Origin of the sequence: Flavonifractor sp. An9, assembly GCF_002161245.1 — a bacterium.
GTDB lineage: Bacteria > Bacillota > Clostridia > Oscillospirales > Oscillospiraceae > Flavonifractor > Flavonifractor avicola.
Map to the genome: position 1 here is coordinate 44,793 of NZ_NFHC01000007.1, position 17,469 is coordinate 62,261.

A 17,469-nucleotide genomic window follows, 5' to 3' on the forward strand; every position below is an offset into this window, starting at 1 on the left:
GGAGGTTCCTCCATGAAATACGTTCTGGGCGCCAAGTGCGTCAAATGCGGCAGGGAATATGCCGCCGTCCCCGACCTCACCACCTGCTCCTGCGGGGGCATTCTGGATATCCAGTACGACTACGCCGCCCTCCGCCGGGATGTTTCCCGGGAAAAGCTGGCCCAAAACCCCGACCGCTCCATGTGGCGGTACCGGCCTCTGCTGCCCATGGAGGAGGATTCCGCTCCCCCGCCTCTGCGGGTGGGCTGGTCCCCCCTCTATGAGGCGGACCGTCTGGGAATGGAGCTGGGGCTGAAAAAGCTGTACATCAAGGACGACGGCCAGAACCCCACTTCCTCCCTGAAGGACCGGGCCTCCGCTCTGGCGGTGGTCAAAGCCAAAGAAGCCGGGGCGGACACCATTGCCTGCTCCTCCACCGGCAACGCCGCCTCCTCCCTGGCGGGCAATGCCGCGGCGGCGGGACTGCATACCTACATCTTCGTGCCCAGCCGGGCCCCCAAGGGCAAGGTGGCCCAGCTGCGGGTCTTCGGCTCCACCGTCATCAGCGTGGACGGCTCCTATGAGGACACCTTCGAGCTGTCCAAGGCCGCCATCGACAAGTGGGGCTGGTACAACCGCAACGCCGCCATCAACCCCTACCTGTCCGAGGGCAAAAAAACCGTGACGCTGGAGATCATGGAACAGCTGAACTGGCAGGTGCCCGACTACATCGCCCTCTCCGTGGGGGACGGCTGTACCATCGCCGGGGCCTGGAAGGGCCTTGTGGACCTCTACGAGGTGGGCCTCATCGACAAGCTGCCCAGGCTCATCGCCGTCCAGGCCGAGGGCTGCTGCCCCCTGAACCGGGCCATCCAGACCGGACAGCCCTGGTCCCCCATGGAGGAAAACACCCTGGCCGACTCCATCGCCGTTGGGGTGCCCCGCAACCCGGACAAGGCTCTGAACGCCATCCGGGCCTCCCACGGTGTGGCCGTCAATGTGTCCGATGAGGAGATTCTCGCCGCCATGCGCCTGCTGGGCCGCACCCAGGGGGTATTTGGAGAGCCCGCCGGGGTCACCGGCACCGCCGGGGTAAAGAAGGCTCTGGAGCTGGGCCTCATCTCTCCCGGCAGTACCGTGGTGAGTATTGTCACCGGCAACGGTCTGAAAGACGTGCAAAACGGCATCAAAGCCGCCGGGGAGCCCCTGCTGGTATCCCCGAATATGGACGCGCTGCTCTCCGCCTTTGACCGGGCGGGCATCCGTCCCTGAAACCAACCAAAGAAAGGAAATCTATCACCATGAATGAACGCGCCGCCAAAATGGGGGTCTGGGCCCACTTTATCCTGACCCTGGCCAGCTTTATCCTCTCCCTCTATCTTCTGCTGTTCTGGCGCCATGACGGCACCCTCACCTTCGTGCTCATCGCCGTGTGGCTGGGCTATCTGGCCTACACCCTGTTCCGGGGCATGGCCGACCTGCTGGGCCCCCAGCGCCGTATGGCCAACTTTACCCGAATGCTGGACCGCTGGCAGGACGCCTTCGGCAAACGCTCCAGCGCCCTGGCCCTGCTCACCTTTATGACCCTCATCGTGGGCGCGGTGAAGATCATTGTCCCCATCCTCATCATGCAGCTGTAAAAGGAGGTCTGTTTCATGTCTATCCTCATCCAAAACGGCACCCTGATCTGCCCGGAAGGTCCGGTGCAGGCCGGCTTGCGGGTGGATGGAGGCAAGATCGTTGAGATCGGCCCCTCTCTCCCGGTGGGAGACAGCCAGGTCATCGACGCCTCCGGTAAGCTGGTATTTCCCGGCTTCATCGACACCCACACCCACTTTGAGATGAACAAGGGCACCATCCGGGAGACCGCCGACAACTGGGAGAGCGGCACCCGGGCCGCTCTGGCCGGCGGCACCACCTGCGTGCTGGACTTTGCCGAGCCGGAGCGGGGGGCCTCCCTTCAGTCCGCCCTGGACGAGTGGCACGCCCGGGCCGGCGGCCACGCCAGCTGCCACTACGGCTTCCACATGACCATCAAGGACTGGGATCCCCGTATCATCGCTGAGATCCCCCAGATGACCGCCCAGGGCGTCACCTCCTACAAGGTGTACCTGGCCTATGCCAACATCCGCATTTCCGACGGCGTGGCCTATGAGGTCATCAAGGCCGTGGGCAGGGAGGGCGGCGTGGTAGGCTGCCACTGCGAGAACGGCGACCTCATCGACCGGGCCATCGCCGAGCTGAAGGCCGCCGGCAAGCTCTCCCCCGCCAGCCATCCCCTGTCCCACACCGCTGTCATGGAGGCGGAGGCGGTGGACCGCTGGCTGGCTCTGGCCGAGCAGGCAGGCTACCCCGTCAATGTGGTCCACCTGTCCACCCAGCGGGGCCTGGAGGCCGCCCGTGCCGCCCGGAAGCGGGGCCAGAAGGTCTATCTGGAGTCCTGCCCCCAGTACTTCACCCTCACCGAGGACAAGTACCACCTGCCCGGCTTCGAGAGCGCCAAGTATGTGTGCGCTCCCCCCGCCCGGCCCCAGTCCGACGTGGACGCCCTGTGGGAGGCCCTGGAGAACGGGGAAATCGACACCATCGGCACCGACCACTGCTCCTTCAACTTCAACCCCACCAAGATGCTGGGCATGGACGACTTCTCCGCCATCCCCGGCGGCATTCCCGGCACCGAGCACCGCCCCCCCATTATGTACACCCTCGGCGTGAAAACCGGCCGCATCACCTCCCATCAGATGATGCTGGCCCTGGCCCAGCACCCCGCCCAGCTCTTCGGTATGTTCCCCCAGAAAGGCGCTCTGGCGGTGGGCAGCGACGCCGATATCGTAATCTTTGATCCCAATTATACCTGGCGTATTACCGCCGAGGCCCAGTACCAGCGGGTGGACTACACCCCCTACGAGGGCATGGAGATGGCGGGCCGAACCGACACCGTGCTGCTGGACGGCCAGGTGGCGGTACAGGACGGCAAGGTGGTCCAGGAGGGTCTGGGTCACTATGTGTCCCGCGGTCCCTCCCAGTTCTGGCGATGAAACGAGTAGGCGCCGTGCTGCTGGCCTCCGGTCTGGGCCGGCGGTTCGGCTCCAATAAGCTGTTGAGGTTGGTAGAGGGCGTGCCCCTCTACCGCCGCGCCATGACCACCCTGGCAGGGGCGGGCCTGGACCGGCTGGCGGTGTGCTCCCCCTACCAGGAGGTGCTGGAGGCCGGGGAGGAGCTGGGCTTTCTCCCCCTGTACAACCCCAATGGTGCAGAAGGGATCTCCGCCTCCATCCGCCTGGGGGTCTCCCGGATGGGGGACATGGATGGGGTGCTCTTCTCGGTGTGCGACCAGCCTTTTCTGACCACAAAAAGTATTATTCGATTGAAAGATACCTTCGAGGAATCAAAAGACGCCATCTGTGCCCTGTCCTGGGGTGGAAAACGGGGCAACCCCGTCCTCTTCCCCGCCGATCTGCTGGGGGAGCTGGCCGCCCTCACCGGGGACACCGGCGGCGGCGCGGTGGTGAAGCGCCACCCGGACCGGCTGGTGCTGGTGGAGGCTTTTTCCCCAAAGGAGCTGTCCGATGTGGATAAACCGGAGGATCTGAAGCGATAAAAACAGGGGCGGACCGCTTGGGGTCCGCCCCTGTTTTTGTATCTTTTTCCAAAACTAGTTTGCCTTTAAGCTTTATTTCAGGTTGCCACCATTCTCCTCCTATGTTATAATCTAGATTACGAAATAAATGCACTCCATTTGTTTCGACCCGCCGCATCGCGGCTGAAAAAGAAAGGAAGAATGTTATGAAGAAGCGCGCATTGACTCTGCTCCTGGCTCTGGCCATGATCGTCAGCCTGGCTGCCTGTGGCGGCGGCGGCAGCGGTGCTGCCGGCTCCTATAAGATGACCAAGATGAACGCCGCCGGCGTTGAGATGAACATCGACGACCTGGCTGCTCTGGCCGGCGTGGATATGACCGTTACCCTGGAGCTGAAGGCCGACGGCAACTTCACCCTGGACATGAGCGCTCTGGGCACCGGCAGCGTCTCCGGCACCTGGACCTCCAGTGGCAGCACCGTCACCCTCACCTCCGACGGCGAGGACGTGAATGCCACTATCAGCGGCAAGACCCTGGTGATGGAGCAGGACGGCCAGTCCCTTACCTTCGAGAAGCAGTAAGTCTTGTCTCTTACTTATTGAAAACGCCTGTAAACCGGACTGCCCCATCTGAGGCAGTCCGGTTTTTCTTCCAGTCTCTGACCTTGCGCCCTTTCGACCCTTCGTGCTATAATGGGTCCCTATTAAGAAAACACCGTCCCCCCTGCCATACCAGCGAGAAAGGAAGGACCTCATGAAGCTGATCCGAACCCGACTCCTTTTGCCCCTGTTGGCAGCGCTGTTTCTGACCGTGGGGCTGACTGCCTGCGGCAGCTCCTCCCAGCCCGCTCCCACCGACACCAGTGCCGACGTGGTGGGCATTTACCGCCTGCAGCACATCTCCGCCGCCGGGCTGGATCTGGACGCCGATGCGCTGAGCGAAACCATGGGCACCCAGATCTCTATCCAGCTGGAGGTGAAGGCCGACGGCACCTTTGTTATGGACTCCGCCATGCCGGAGCTGAACCGGCAGGAGACCATCTCGGGCACCTGGAGCCAGAAGGACGGCGCCATTACCTTTGCCACCGACAGCGAGGAACTGCCCGTCACCTTTTCCGACGGGGTCCTGACCCTGGAGCAGAACGACCAGAGTCTGGTTTTTGAGAAGACCTGAACCTGTGCCGCGGCAGACGGAACCCCCGTCTGCCGCGGTTTTTTGTAAAAACGGCAGAGGCCGGACGCCCGCTCCTGGCGCCCGGCCCCTGCCGAAGGAAAGAGGATACAATGAAATGAAAAGAAACTGTCTCTTGCAAGGATTATGATACCGGAGAGATGTTAACGAAAAAATCCCCAGGTGTTACAATTCCGTTAAATCTGCCATCCATTCTGTAAAGATCCTGTGAAGAAAAGCGAAACGGGCAGCGTTGCGCTCGCTGCCCATTTCTTATGATTGGAGGATAGAATGAAAAGAAGCTTTGTCTCTTGCAAGTGATATCCTAACAGTGGGTTGTTAAAAAAAGTAGCTCTGTTTGTTACAATTTGATTAAATGTACAAAAAAGCCGTCTTCTTTACCTCAAATTCTGGAAAAAGCTCTGGAGCAGTGCGGTACATTCCGCCTCCATCAGGCCGCCGTAGATGCGGGGATGGTGGTTGAACCGCTCCTCAAACAGATTGAGCACCGACCCGCAGCACCCGGCCTTGTCGTCCTTGGCCCCGTAGTACAGGGCGGGGATGCGGGCGTTGACGATGGCCCCGGCGCACATGGGACAGGGCTCCAGGGTGACGTACAGGGTGCAGCCCGTCAGCCGCCAGCCCCCCAGGGTGCGGCAGGCCTGATGGATGGCCTCGATCTCGGCGTGGCCCAGCGCGGTGCGGGCGGTCTCCCGCCGGTTGCGGCCCTCCCCCACCACCACGCCGTCCTTCACGATGACGCAGCCTACCGGCACCTCGCCCTCCTCCATGGCCTGACGGCCCAGCTCCAGGGCGCGGGCCATGTAATCCCGATGCTCCATCCGCTCTCCTCCTTCTCTCACACGGCTTTTGTGGTCATGTGTCCTTATATTTGTTATAGCATAATTTCAAAGGCTATGCTATACTATTTGAAGGAAACCTAACTTTTTTGCAGGTGATTATTTTGGTCGAAATTTTCCTCATCGCCGTCAGTCTGGCCCTGGACGCCTTTGCCGTTTCGGTGTCCAGCGGCATCTCCATTCCCGGCTTCGGCGGCCGGCAGGCTGTGAAAATGGGGGTCTGGTTCGGCGGCTTCCAGTTTGCCATGCCGCTGATCGGCTGGCTGCTGGGCACCAGCGTCAGTCAGTACATCGAGGCGGTGGACCACTGGGTGGCCTTCGCCCTGCTGGCTATCATCGGCGGCCGGATGGTATGGGGCGCCCTGCGCCACGGCGCCGGCGAGGAGGAGGAAGCCCCCTCCGACCTGTCCGCCCGGCGGCTGTGCCTGCTGGCCATCGCCACCAGCATCGACGCTCTGGCCGTGGGCGTGTCCATGGCCTTTATGAATGTGCCGGTGCTCCTCTCCGCTGTGGTCATCGGCGTGGTGGCCTTTGTGCTGTCTGTGGTGGGCGGTCTGGCGGGCCGTAGGCTGGGGGCTCTGTTCCAGCGGCGGGCTGAACTGGTGGGCGGTCTGGTACTGGTGGGCATCGGCATTAAAATTCTGGTGGAGCATACGATGGGAGGCTGAACCGTGGGCATTTGGGAACGTCTGGACCTGGACCCGGCGGTCCACCGCATGGTGGCCCTGGTGGGGGGCGGCGGCAAGTCGTCCACCATGTACGCCATGGCCAAACAGGCGGCGGACAGCGGGCGGAAGGCGGTGGTTACCACCACCACCCACATCCTTCCCCATCCCGGCCTGCCTCTGGCGGGGGATCTGGCCCAGCTGGCCGCCCTGCTGAAGAAGCACCGGGTGGTCACCCTGGGGGCCTACGACAGCCGGGGCAAACTCACCGGGGCGGCAGATCCCGCCGCCTGTCTGGAGCTGGCCGACGTGGTACTCATTGAGGCCGACGGGGCCAAGCTGCGGCCTCTCAAGGCTCCGGCGGACCATGAGCCGGTGATCCCTCCCTCCTGCCACGCCGTTATCGCGTCGGCAGGCCTGGACAGCCTGGGCAAACCTGTGGAGGTGATCTGCCACCGGCCGGAGCGGGTATGCGCCCTGCTGGGGGTGGAGCCCGACCACAAAATCACCCCCGCCGACGTGGCGGCCATTTTGTCCAGCCCTCTGGGCGGACGAAAAGACGTGGGACAAGCCATGGCCTTCCGCTGTCTGCTGAACAAGGCGGACGACGATCAGCGGTGGACCTGGGGCACGGAAATTCAGGGGCTGTTGGCCCAGCAAGGCATCCACAGCCCCATTACTTACTACAAAGAAGAGGAGCGGGGCGGATCATGCTTATTCTAGTGAAAGGCGCAGGAGATCTGGCCACCGGCACGGCGGTGCGGCTGTACCGGGCGGGCTTTCAGGTGGTCATGACGGACATTGCCCAGCCCACGGCGGTGCGGCGAACCGTGGCCTTCTCCCAGTGTATCTACGACGGTCAAACCACCGTGGAGGGAATTACCGCCCGGAAGGCGGAAAACCGGGACCAGGTCAGGGACATTCTGGCCGCCGGGGAGATCCCGGTGCTGGTGGACCCCCAGGCCGCCATCCTGGCCCAGCTGCCCTTTATGGTAGTGGTGGACGCCATTCTGGCCAAAAAGAATTTGGGCACCACCATCAGCGACGCCCCCATCGTGCTGGCCCTGGGCCCAGGCTTCACCGCCGGCACCGACTGCCACGGCGTCATTGAGACCAAGCGGGGCCACGATCTGGGCCGACTCATCCTGGAGGGGTCCGCCATCCCCAACACCGGCGTGCCCGGCGACGTGGGAGGCTACACCAAGGAGCGCATTATCCGCTCTCCCGCCGACGGGCCCTTTGAGCCGGTGGCTCAGATCGGCCAGCAGGTCAATCTGGGGGACGTGGTGGCAAAAGTCAACGGCATCCCCGTCACCGCCCAGCTCACCGGCATCGTCCGGGGGATGCTCCCCGCCGGTATCCCGGTGACCGCCGGGATGAAGTCCGGTGACATCGATCCCCGGTGCGAGGTGCGCCACTGCTTCACCGTGTCGGACAAGGCCCGGGCCATCGGCGGCGGCGTGCTGGAGGGTATTTTGTACTTTGGAAGGAGATTGCGCCTGTGGAACGACTGATTCTGTGCGGCGGCGGCCACGTCTCCCTGGAGCTGGCCTATGTGGCCGCCCGGCTGGAGTTTGAGGTGGTCGTCATTGACGACCGGCCGGAGTTTGCCAACGCCGGCCGCTTCCCCATGGCCCATCAGGTGCTGTGTATGCCCTTTGACCAGGCCCTCAACCAGCTGGGCAGCCGGGACAGCGACTATTTCGCCATTCTTACCCGGGGCCACGCCTTTGACAAGGACTGCCTGGCACAGGTGCTGCGGGGGCAGTACGCCTATGTAGGCATGATCGGCAGCCGCACCAAGGTGGCCGCCGTGTACAAGGCTCTCCGGGAGGAGGGCTTTTCCCAGGAAATACTGGACGGGGTATACTCCCCCATCGGCCTGTCCATCGGGGGCCAGACCCCGGCGGAGATCGCCGTGGCCATTGCCGCCCAGCTGATCCAGGTCCGCGCCCAGCGGGGCCCCGGCGCTGTCAAGCCGCCGGAGGAGTCCGGGGTGCTGTGCACCATCATCGAGAAGCACGGCTCCGCCCCCCGGGGTGTGGGCACCTGGATGCTGGTGCACCCCGACGGCAGCTGCGCCGGTACCATCGGCGGCGGCGCCGTGGAGTATGAGGCCAAAAACCACGCCCTGGCGCTGTGGCAGTCCGGCGGACAGGAGGAGGTCGTAGAGTACGACCTGTCCCACGCCGCCGCCGAGCTGGGCATGGTGTGCGGCGGCCGGGTGAAGGTCCGCTTTACGCCGAAAAAAATCTGACCGTACAGAAGCCGCCGGTGACCCGGCCGGAGAGCGCCGGACCAATCCTTCGGCGGCTCGGCAGCCTCCCTGTGGCTCATCACCCTGCTCACTGCCGGTCCGATGGGGGTGAGCGGTAGCAAGAGCGGCCCCGCTGCGCTGTGCAGCGGGGCCGCTCTTTGATTTTGTTACCGCTCCTCCCGGAAATAGGGCAAACCGAGGGAGTTTGGCGGCTGCTTGACCCCCACGGGACCTGTCCCGCGGGGACCCTCCCGATTTCTATTTGCGGCCGGGGAAAATGAATTCCCCCGGCCCGCGCGCCAAGGCGCGTCCCGCCTGCGGCGGGTCCCAAGACAAGCAGCTTTTACACTGGCAATCAATCCGGCTTACCGCTCCTCCCGGAAGTAAGGCAAACCGAGGGAGTTCGGGGGCTGCTTGTCTTTGCTGTTGCGCAGGGAGGTAAAGATCAGCACGATGACGGTGACCACATAGGGCAGGATCTTGTACAGCTCGTCGGGGATAAAGCCCAGGTGGAGCCGCTGGTACAGGATCATCAGCGCGCCGAACAGGATGGAGCCCCAGATGGCGTTGAGGGGCCGCCACAGGCAGAAGATGACCAGGGCAACCGCCAGCCAGCCCTCGCCGGACAGGGCCTCGTGGTTCCACACGCAGCTGGCGATGGTCATGATGTACACCATGCCGCCGATGGCCGAGATACCGCCGCCGATGACGGTGGCCAGGTACTTGTACCGGGTGACGTTGACGCCGGCGGCGTCGGCGGTGGCGGGGGACTCGCCCACCGCCCGCAGGGACAGGCCCGCCCGGCTCTTATTGAGGAACAGGTGCATCCCCACCGTCAGCACGATGCCCAGGTAGAGGAAGATGCTGTGACCGAAGAGCAGGGGTCCCACCACCGGCAGCTCCTGCAGGGCCGCCGGGAAGGGGGAATTGAGGAAAACCGCCTTCAGGTCGTTGCTCACCGCCACATAGCCGCCGGAGGTCACCCGCATATACTCGCCGATGAACTGGCCCGCGCCGGTGCCGAAGATGGCCAGGGCCAGACCGGTGACGTTCTGGTTGGCCCGGAGGGTGATGGTGAGGAAAGAGTAGATCAGGGCCCCGATGGCGCCCCCCAGGAAGGCGAAGAACAGGGCCAGGATGACGGCCAGCACGCCGCTGGTGCCGCCGGCCCCCTCGAAGTAGAAGGCAGCGCCCAGGCCCATGGCCCCGCCCATAAACATCATGCCCTCCACGCCCAGGTTCAGGTTGCCCGCCTTTTCCGACAGGATCTCACCCAGGGTGCCGTAGAGCAGGGGCACGCCGTTGAGAACGGCGGCCATGATCAGGAGCAGGACCGCGTTGCTGTTGATATCCATTACTTGGCCACCTCCTTATGGCTGCCCCGGAAGATGAGGCGGTAGTTGATGAAGAACTCACAGCCCAGCATACAGAACAGGAAGATGCCGGTGATGATGTCCGAGATGGAGGCGGGCACGGAGAGCTGGGTCTGGAGAGTGTCGGCGCCCTTGTCCAGCACCGCCAGCAGCACCGAGATGCCCACCATGGCGAAGGGATTGAGCTGGGCCAGCCAGGCCACGGTGATGGCGGTAAAGCCCACACCGGCGGCCACGCCGGAGTACAGGGTGTTGTCGGCGCCGGAGCAGACGATGAAGCCCACCAGGCCGGCGATGGCGCCGGAGAGGAACATGGTGCGCATGATGATCTTGCCCACGTTCATACCGGCGTACCGGGCGGTGTTCTCGCTCTCGCCGATGACGGCGATCTCATAGCCCTGCTTGGTGTACTTCATGTAGAAGAACATGGCCACCGTCAGGACCAGGACGATGATCCAGCCGCAGTGGACCCCCAGCACCTTGGGCAGCACGGCGGCAGAGTCAAACTGGGGAATGATCTGGGAGCCGGGACGGCCCTCCCAGGGGCCGCCCTGGAGCCATTTCACCACGCCGATCATGATATAGTTCATCATCAGGGTGAACAGGGTCTCGTTGGTGCCCCACTTGGCCTTGAAGAAGGCGGGAACCAGGGCCCACAGGCCGCCGCAGATGGCGCCGGCCACGGCCATGACCACCAGCAGGGCGGGACCGGGCAGCTTATCCGCCCAGAACAGGGCGAAGTAGGAGGCGCCCACGGCGCCGGCGGTGATCTGGCCCTCGGCGCCGATGTTCCAGAAGCGCATCTTGAAGCAGGGGGCGATGGCCAGCGCGGTGCCCAGCAGGGGCACGGCGATCTTCACGGTCTGCCGAATGGCGGTGGGCTTGCCCAGGGAGCCGCCCACCATGGTGCCGAAGGCTCCGAAGGGGTTGTGGCCCATGAGCAGGAAGATAAGGGCGCTGATAAGGATGGCCACCAGGAAGGAGGCCCCGCGGATGGCCCACACCTGTCCCCTGGGCATTGAGTCCCGCTTGGCCAGGCGGATCAGGGGTGTATTGGATTCATGCACGGTCCTCTCCCTCCTTTCCGCCGCCCACATGGGTCATGAGCAGGCCCACCTGCTCCTTGGTGGCGGTGGGTCCGTCCACAATGCCGGACACCTGGCCGCCGCACAGCACCAGAATCCGGTCGCACAGCTCCAGCAGCACATCCAGGTCCTCACCCACCAGCAGCACCGCCACTTCCTTCATCTTCTGCTCGTTGAGCAGCCGGTAAATGGTGTAGGAAGAGTTGATGTCCAGGCCCCGGACGGGGTAGGCGGTCATGAGCACGGTGGGGGTGGAGGCGATCTCACGGCCCACCAGCACCTTCTGCACGTTGCCGCCGGACAGACGGCGCACCGGGGCAGCCACTCCGGGGGTGACGATCTCCAGCTCGTCAATGAGCTTTTCAGCCAGAGCCTTGGGGGTCTTCCGGTCCACCAGGGGGCCAGGGGTGTCCTTGTAGGTCTTGAGCATCATGTTGTCCACCATGCCCATGCCGCCCACCAGGCCCATGCCCAGCCGGTCCTCGGGCACGAAGGCCAGGGAGACGCCCACCTTGCGGATCTGGCCGGGGGTCTTGCCCACCAGCTCCTCCCCCGCCTTGTCCACCGGCACATGGCGGCCGGCGATGTCGCTTTCAGGGTGGGGCGGATAGTAGAAGATGTGGCCGGAGTCCGCCTTTTGCAGGCCGGCAATGGCCTCCAGCAGTTCCTTCTGGCCGGAACCGGCGATACCGGCGATGCCCAGGATCTCGCCGCCGAAAGCCTGGAAGGAGATGTCCTTCAGCACCGGCAGGCCCTCGCCGCTCAGGCAGTTGAGGCCCTTCACCTCCAGCCGCAGGTCCTTGTACTTGGCCTGGGGCCGGTCGATGTTCAGGGTGACGGCGTGGCCCACCATCATCTCGGTGAGCTTCTGGGGGTTGGTGCCGCAGGTGTTGACGGTGCCGATGTACTTGCCCTTGCGGAGGACCGCCACCTTGTCGGACAGGGCCATCACCTCGTGGAGCTTGTGGGTGATGATGACGATGGCTTTGCCGTCGGCCTTCATGGCCCGGAGGATGTTGAAGAGCCGCTCGGTCTCCTGGGGGGTGAGGACGGCGGTAGGCTCGTCCAGGATGAGGATCTCGGCCCCCCGGTAGAGCACCTTGACGATCTCCACCGTCTGCTTCTCCGACACCGACATATCGTATACCTTCTTGTTGGGGTCGATGCCGAAGCCGTACTTGTCGCTGATGGCCTGGACCTGGGCGGCCACCGCCTTGCGGTCGTGCTCCTTCCTCTTCAGGCCCAGGGCGATGTTCTCGGCGGCGGTAAACACCTCCACCAGCTTGTAGTGCTGGTGGATCATGCCGATGCCGTGGGCAAAGGCGTCCTTGGGAGAGCGGATGGTCACCGGCTTGCCGTCGGCCAGAATCTCTCCCTCATCGGGGAGGTAGATGCCGGAGAGCATATTCATCAGCGTGGTCTTGCCGCTGCCGTTCTCTCCCAGCAGGGAGAGGATCTCCCCCCGGTTGATGGCCAGGTCAATGCCATCGTTGGCCACCACCTTGCCGAAGCGTTTGGTGATGTGTTTCAATTCGATTGCATGGACAGTTTCCAAGGCTGTCATCCTTCCTGTGATGAGACGTGGGTGGGTGCTTTACGGGATTTCCCGGGAAAGGACAGAAAAGAGGGCTGCGTGTGCAGCCCTCTTTTGGGTTAAGGTCATCAATAGGCGGAGTTGAGCCACTCGATGCCGTCGATCTGCACGGTGAAGTAAGGCGCAGACTGGAAGTAGGACTCATGGAAAGCGCCGTCAAACACGGCCTCCTGGTCATCGGCCACAAAGTCGCCGTCGGTATCCAGGGCCATACAGGTGGTGAGGGGCTGGCCCTCTACGGCGAAGGTGGAGGTGTCGAACACCTGCAGCTCGCCGGAACGGATCTGCTCCTCCACCTCGGCCAGCTTCTCAGCGGTGCCCTCGGCGGCGATATCCTCGTTCAGGGGAGTCATAACCACAGCGCCCTCGTCCATACCGTGGCACCAATCCTGGTCGAACTCCTCGCCGTTGGCCACGGCCTCGATGGCGTACTCAAAGTACACGGACCAGTCGATGCGGGTACCGATGAGGGAGGAATCGGGAGCCACGGAGATCATGTCGTTGTTGTAGCCGGTGTGGAAAGCGCCGTTGTTCTGAGCGGCGGTGGCGGGGGTGGTGTTGTCGGAGTGCTGGGAGATCATGACGCAGCCGGCGTCGCACAGAGCCTGGGCGGCGTTGCCCTCCTCAGAGGCGTCAGACCAGGAGCCCACGAACTGGACCTTCATGGTCACGCTGGGGCACACGCTCTTGGCGCCCAGGTAGTAGGCGGTAAAGCCGGAGATCACTTCGGCGAAGGAGTAGGCGCCCACATAGCCGATGACGGCCTGGTCGGCGGTGATCTCGCCGTTGTCGATCATCTCCTGGAGCTTCATGCCGGCCACCACGCCGGCCAGGTAGCGGCCCTCATAGATGTTGGCGAAGGCGTTGTGGGTGTTGTCCAGGCCGTCGTTCCAGGAAGCCTGGTTGGTGCAGGCGATGAACTCGATCTCGGGGTAGTCGGGAGCCACCTTCAGCATGAAGGGCTCAAAGCCGTAGGAGTTGTTGATGATCAGGTCGCAGCCGGCCTCGGCCAGCTCGATGTTGGCGTCCTCACAGGAGGAGTCCTCGCCGATGTTCCACTTGACCTGCCAGTCCACGGTGATGCCCTTGGCGGCCAGCTTCTCGGTGACGGCCTCCTTGCCGCGGATGAAGTTGTAGGTGTAGCCCTGGTCGTTCTCGTCGCCGATGCAGATCAGGCCCACCTTGACGGTCTTGCCCTCACCAGAGGGGGTCTCGGTGCTGCCGGAAGTGGTCTCGCCGCCAGCGGGGGTCTCGCTGTCCCCACCGCCGCCGCAGGCAGCCAGGCCCACCATCATGGCGCCGGCCAGGAGCAGTGCAAGCAGTTTTCTCTTCTTCATGTCCAAGTTTCCTCCTTTGATCCACAAAATCTTCCATTCTTTCCTTCAAAACAGCCTGCTTCCCCACAGGCTGGTCTGAACACACAAAGGGGCCACAGCGCACCCCATACGGCGGATGTTTAGCAGAACTCCACGCCGTCCTCTACGCTCATACTCTTAATACGAGCCAGAGATTCCACCCGCACGCCCATGCCGCGGATCAGGTCGCCGCCGGGCTGGAAGGCCTTCTCCACGGCGATACCGGCGCCCACCAGGGCAGCCCCGGCGTCCCGCACCAGCTTGATGAGGCCCTGGAGGGCGGAGCCGTTGGCCAGGAAGTCGTCGATGATAAGCACCCGATCCTCGGGCAGCAGGAACTGCTTGGCCACAATGATATCGTACACCTTGCCGTGGGTGAAGGACTCCACCTTGGAGGTGTACACGTCGCCGGCGATGTTCTTGGTCTTGTTCTTCTTGGCGAAGATCACCGGACAATCAAAAAACTGCGCGGCCACACACGCGATCCCGATCCCCGATGCCTCGATGGTCAAAATCTTGGTAACCCCGCAGTCCTTGTACAAACGCAAAAATTCCTTACCCATTTCCTGAAACAGCTTGACATCCATCTGATGATTGAGGAAGCTGTCCACCTTCAGCACGCCGCCTTCCCGAATGATGCCGTCGGTGCGGATGCGATCTTCCAGCAATTTCATATCGCCGTCTCCTTAACAAAAAATTCATTTTTATTGTATCGAATTCTGCATCCCTCTGCAACTGACCATATTCTATCAAAAAACAGCGTTCTCGTCACCCCTTTTTATTCATTTTGTCTGATTTATACAGGGTTTTTTTCTGCCTCCCGCCCGGGAGGCCCTCCGTTTTTCGTTGTACTTTGCCTGCTCCTTTGTTAAAATAATAGATGTCAGACCCAATTCCCTGTTTTACCCATGATAAAGGAGGTCTTTTTTTCATGAAGCGCCGGATCTGTGCGGCGGCTCTCACCGCCGTTTTACTGCTTTGCGCCGCACCCCTCTCCCCCGCCGCCCGGGCTTTTTCCGATACCAGCGGCCACTGGGCCCAGGCCGACATCGACAAGGCCCGGGATTACGGCCTGATGGAGGGCTACCCCGACGGCCGGTTCGGCATCGGCGACGACATCACCCGGGCGGAATTTGTCACCGTCCTGTGCCGGATGTTTGACTGGGACATGATCTCCCCGTCCTCCCCCTCCTACATAGACTGCGGCACCAAGGAGTGGTACTACTCCGCGGTGGAGACCGCCCGGGCCCACGACGTGATGGACCCCAACGGCGCCTTCCGGCCCCTGGATCTCATCAGCCGGGAGGAGATGGCGGTGATGCTGGTCCGGGCCCTGGGGTACGACACCCTGGCCCAGGATCTGTCCTCCCTGTCCCTCCCCTTTGACGATGTGAAGAGCAGCGCGGGCTACATCGCCATTGCCTATGACATCGGCATGATCAAGGGGGTGGCCGGCCCCAACGGTCAGCTCAAGTTCCTGCCCTCCCACTCCGCCACCCGGGAGGAGGCCGCCACCATGCTGGTGCGGGTATATGAGCGGTACATCTCCAAGGTGGACTGGCTCCACGGCTTCTACGCCTTCTCCTCTTACTCCCAGATCAACCTGACCGCCGATATGGACGCCGTCAGCGTGGGCTGGGCCCGGCTGGAGTACGGCGAAAACGGCCCCACCCTCAACTCCACCAGCGCAAACGGCAACGACTGGGTGAAACCCTCCGATCCCACCCCCGCCACCGACTACTTTACCAGCCACGGGGTGGACTACAACCTGTGCGTCTTTGGCTCTGCCACCGACTCGGTGACCCTGGCCGACGGCTCCACCACCTCCACCGTGGCCGCTGTGGTCAACAACTCCAACGCCCGGGCCCAGGCCATTGACGCCCTGGTGGCCGCCGCCGGGGACTACGCCGGCCTGACCATCGACTTTGAGGGGCTGAAGGGGGATACCATAAAGAAGAATTATGTCACCTTCATGCAGGAGCTGCGGGCCGCGCTGCCCGACAGCAAGACCCTGTATGTGTGCGTCCAGCCCGACACCTGGTACACCGGCTTTGACTACCGGGGCCTGGGTGAGGTGTGCGACAAGGCGATCCTCATGGCCCACGACTACCAGTGGACCTCCATCCCCGAGTCCTATGTGGGCACCGGCAACACCGACTCCCCCGTCACCCCCATTGCCAGCGTGTACGAGGCCCTGCGGGATATCACCGATCCGGATACCGGCGTCCAGGATGTGAGCAAGATCACCCTGGCCATCTCCTTCGGCAGCGCCGGGTTCCACATTGACAAGGACGGAAAACTCCTGGACACCACCATCTACCACCCCGGCGCCTCCACCCTGGCCGCCCGGCTGGCCCAGCCGGACACGGTGGTGACCTACAGCGACAAGTACCGCAATCCCTACGCCATCTACACCAATGAAGAGGGGGAGCGCTACAAAGTGTGGTATGAGGACGCCCGCAGCGTGGCGGACAAGCTCCAGCTGGCCAAAATGTTCGGCATCACCGGGGTATCCCTGTGGCGGGTGGGCACCATCCCCGCCAGCAGCGGATACGACGTGTGGAGCGCCGTCCAGGCCGCCCGATGACAGGACTCCCCCCTGACGAAAAGGAGAGATGGACATGATATCGGACAAAAAGCGATTCTGGAAGGAATTTTTCTGGATGAACGTGGCCACGGTCATGATCTCCGTGGGCGTCTACTGCTTCAAATTCCCCAACAACTTCTCCATGGGCGGTGTGTCCGGCCTGTCCGTCCTGCTGGGCAAGGTGTTCCCCGTCCTGTCGGCCTCCTCTTACAACACCATCATCAATGTGCTCTTTCTCATCCTGGGGTTCATCATGCTGGACAAGAGCTTCGGGTTTCGGACGGTGTACTGCTCCCTGCTGTCGGCGGGCCTGATCCAGGTGTTCTCCTGGGTGTGGCCCCTCACCGCCCCCCTCACCGACCAGCTGATGCTGGAGCTCTTCTTCGCCGTCATCCTGCCCGCCCTGGGGGCCGCCATCCTGTTCAACATTGACGCCTCCTCCGGCGGCACCGACATCGCCGCCATGATTTTGAAGAAGTACACCGGTCTGGACGTGGGCACCGCCCTGCTCATCTCGGACGTGGCCATTGCCGCTGCCGCCCTCTTCGTCTTTGACGCCACAGCGGGCCTGTGTTCCCTGCTGGGTCTGGCCCTCAAGTCGGTGCTGGTGGACTCGGCCATCGAGTCCCTCAACCGCCGGAAGGCCTTCTTTGTCATCACCTCCGACCCGGAACACGTCTGTGACTACGTCACCCACACCCTGGTGCGGGGCGCCACCATCTGGACCGCTCAGGGAGCCTACACCCACGACGTCCACCATGTGGTGCTCACCGTTCTCTCCCGCAGGCAGGCGGTCACCCTGCGCCGCTATCTGAAGCAGGTGGACCCCCACGCCTTTATGATCGTAGCCAACTCCAGCGAGATTTTCGGCAAGGGCTTCCTGCGGGCGTAAGGGCGGAACAGCCATAGATCCATACCCCCCGTGCCGGGGCGGCGTTTGTGAATTTTCAGTAAACGCCGCCCC

Annotated in this window: 18 protein-coding genes; 12 read left to right on the plus strand and 6 right to left on the minus strand. The window is 63.0% G+C overall.

Translation table 11 applies throughout. The features are described from left to right. Positions 1-12: 12 nt before the first annotated feature. From B5G40_RS06540 to B5G40_RS06565, 6 genes are all read left to right on the plus strand, one after another. Complete coding sequence (locus B5G40_RS06540) at positions 13-1,251, plus strand: threonine synthase (RefSeq protein WP_087399118.1); 1,239 nt, start codon at positions 13-15, stop codon at positions 1,249-1,251. Positions 1,252-1,280: 29 nt separating this feature from the next. After that, positions 1,281-1,619, plus strand: coding sequence for a hypothetical protein (locus B5G40_RS06545; protein ID WP_087399119.1), 339 nt, complete (start codon positions 1,281-1,283; stop codon positions 1,617-1,619). Positions 1,620-1,634: 15 nt separating this feature from the next. Continuing rightward, on the plus strand, positions 1,635-3,017 hold the full coding sequence (gene hydA / locus B5G40_RS06550) for a dihydropyrimidinase (RefSeq protein WP_087399120.1): 1,383 nt from the start codon (positions 1,635-1,637) through the stop codon (positions 3,015-3,017). Next, positions 3,014-3,580: a nucleotidyltransferase family protein gene (locus B5G40_RS06555; protein WP_242959306.1), complete on the plus strand. Its 567-nt coding sequence runs from the start codon at positions 3,014-3,016 to the stop codon at positions 3,578-3,580. Before hydA ends, B5G40_RS06555 begins: the two co-directional genes overlap by 4 nt. Before the next feature lie 185 nt (positions 3,581-3,765). Further along, the gene (locus tag B5G40_RS06560; RefSeq protein WP_087187303.1) at positions 3,766-4,140 is read left to right on the plus strand and encodes a lipocalin family protein; all 375 of its coding nucleotides are present in this window, start codon (positions 3,766-3,768) and stop codon (positions 4,138-4,140) included. A 172-nt stretch (positions 4,141-4,312) separates the two neighbouring features. Continuing rightward, positions 4,313-4,732 (plus strand): hypothetical protein, encoded by a 420-nt coding sequence (locus B5G40_RS06565; RefSeq protein ID WP_087267532.1) that lies wholly within the window; start codon positions 4,313-4,315, stop codon positions 4,730-4,732. Positions 4,733-5,127: 395 nt separating this feature from the next. Here the strand turns inward: B5G40_RS06565 and B5G40_RS06570 are convergent, their stop codons facing one another. After that, positions 5,128-5,571 carry a nucleoside deaminase gene (locus tag B5G40_RS06570; RefSeq protein WP_087267535.1) on the minus strand — a complete coding sequence of 148 codons (444 nt, stop codon included), beginning with the start codon at positions 5,569-5,571 and terminating at the stop codon, positions 5,128-5,130. Positions 5,572-5,684: 113 nt separating this feature from the next. Here B5G40_RS06570 and B5G40_RS06575 point away from each other — a divergent pair, with 113 nt between their 5' ends. The 4 genes from B5G40_RS06575 to B5G40_RS06590 are packed head-to-tail and all read left to right on the plus strand — an operon-like array spanning position 5,685 to position 8,511. Further along, positions 5,685-6,257, plus strand: a complete 573-nt coding sequence (locus B5G40_RS06575) for a manganese efflux pump MntP (protein ID WP_206407219.1) — start codon at positions 5,685-5,687, stop codon at positions 6,255-6,257. Between the two features lie 3 nt (positions 6,258-6,260). Further along, entirely contained in the window at positions 6,261-6,977 is a 717-nt protein-coding gene (gene yqeC, locus B5G40_RS06580; protein WP_087399121.1) for a selenium cofactor biosynthesis protein YqeC, read from the plus strand. After that, complete coding sequence (gene yqeB / locus B5G40_RS06585; protein WP_087399122.1) at positions 6,965-7,768, plus strand: selenium-dependent molybdenum cofactor biosynthesis protein YqeB; 804 nt, start codon at positions 6,965-6,967, stop codon at positions 7,766-7,768. Before yqeC ends, yqeB begins: the two co-directional genes overlap by 13 nt. Then, positions 7,756-8,511 carry an XdhC family protein gene (locus B5G40_RS06590; protein WP_087399123.1) on the plus strand — a complete coding sequence of 252 codons (756 nt, stop codon included), beginning with the start codon at positions 7,756-7,758 and terminating at the stop codon, positions 8,509-8,511. The genes yqeB and B5G40_RS06590 overlap by 13 nt, the downstream gene beginning before the upstream one ends. 365 nt (positions 8,512-8,876) lie before the next feature. Here B5G40_RS06590 and B5G40_RS06595 read toward each other — a convergent pair whose 3' ends face one another. The 5 genes from B5G40_RS06595 to B5G40_RS06615 all read right to left on the minus strand — a co-directional run bounded on the left by B5G40_RS06595 (position 8,877) and on the right by B5G40_RS06615 (position 14,592). After that, positions 8,877-9,866, minus strand: a complete 990-nt coding sequence (locus B5G40_RS06595; protein ID WP_087326395.1) for an ABC transporter permease — start codon at positions 9,864-9,866, stop codon at positions 8,877-8,879. Next, complete coding sequence (locus B5G40_RS06600; RefSeq protein WP_087399124.1) at positions 9,866-10,951, minus strand: ABC transporter permease; 1,086 nt, start codon at positions 10,949-10,951, stop codon at positions 9,866-9,868. Before B5G40_RS06600 ends, B5G40_RS06595 begins: the two co-directional genes overlap by 1 nt. After that, positions 10,944-12,524 (minus strand): ABC transporter ATP-binding protein, encoded by a 1,581-nt coding sequence (locus tag B5G40_RS06605; protein ID WP_087399125.1) that lies wholly within the window; start codon positions 12,522-12,524, stop codon positions 10,944-10,946. Before B5G40_RS06605 ends, B5G40_RS06600 begins: the two co-directional genes overlap by 8 nt. A gap of 107 nt (positions 12,525-12,631) precedes the next feature. Next, positions 12,632-13,900, minus strand: a complete 1,269-nt coding sequence (locus B5G40_RS06610; RefSeq protein WP_087399126.1) for a BMP family ABC transporter substrate-binding protein — start codon at positions 13,898-13,900, stop codon at positions 12,632-12,634. A gap of 119 nt (positions 13,901-14,019) precedes the next feature. After that, positions 14,020-14,592, minus strand: coding sequence for a xanthine phosphoribosyltransferase (locus B5G40_RS06615; RefSeq protein WP_087187293.1), 573 nt, complete (start codon positions 14,590-14,592; stop codon positions 14,020-14,022). A 257-nt stretch (positions 14,593-14,849) separates the two neighbouring features. Here B5G40_RS06615 and B5G40_RS06620 point away from each other — a divergent pair, with 257 nt between their 5' ends. Beyond that, positions 14,850-16,505, plus strand: coding sequence for an S-layer homology domain-containing protein (locus tag B5G40_RS06620; protein WP_087399127.1), 1,656 nt, complete (start codon positions 14,850-14,852; stop codon positions 16,503-16,505). Positions 16,506-16,539: 34 nt separating this feature from the next. Then, positions 16,540-17,397 carry a YitT family protein gene (locus B5G40_RS06625; protein WP_242959308.1) on the plus strand — a complete coding sequence of 286 codons (858 nt, stop codon included), beginning with the start codon at positions 16,540-16,542 and terminating at the stop codon, positions 17,395-17,397. The last annotated feature ends 72 nt before the right edge of the window (positions 17,398-17,469 follow it).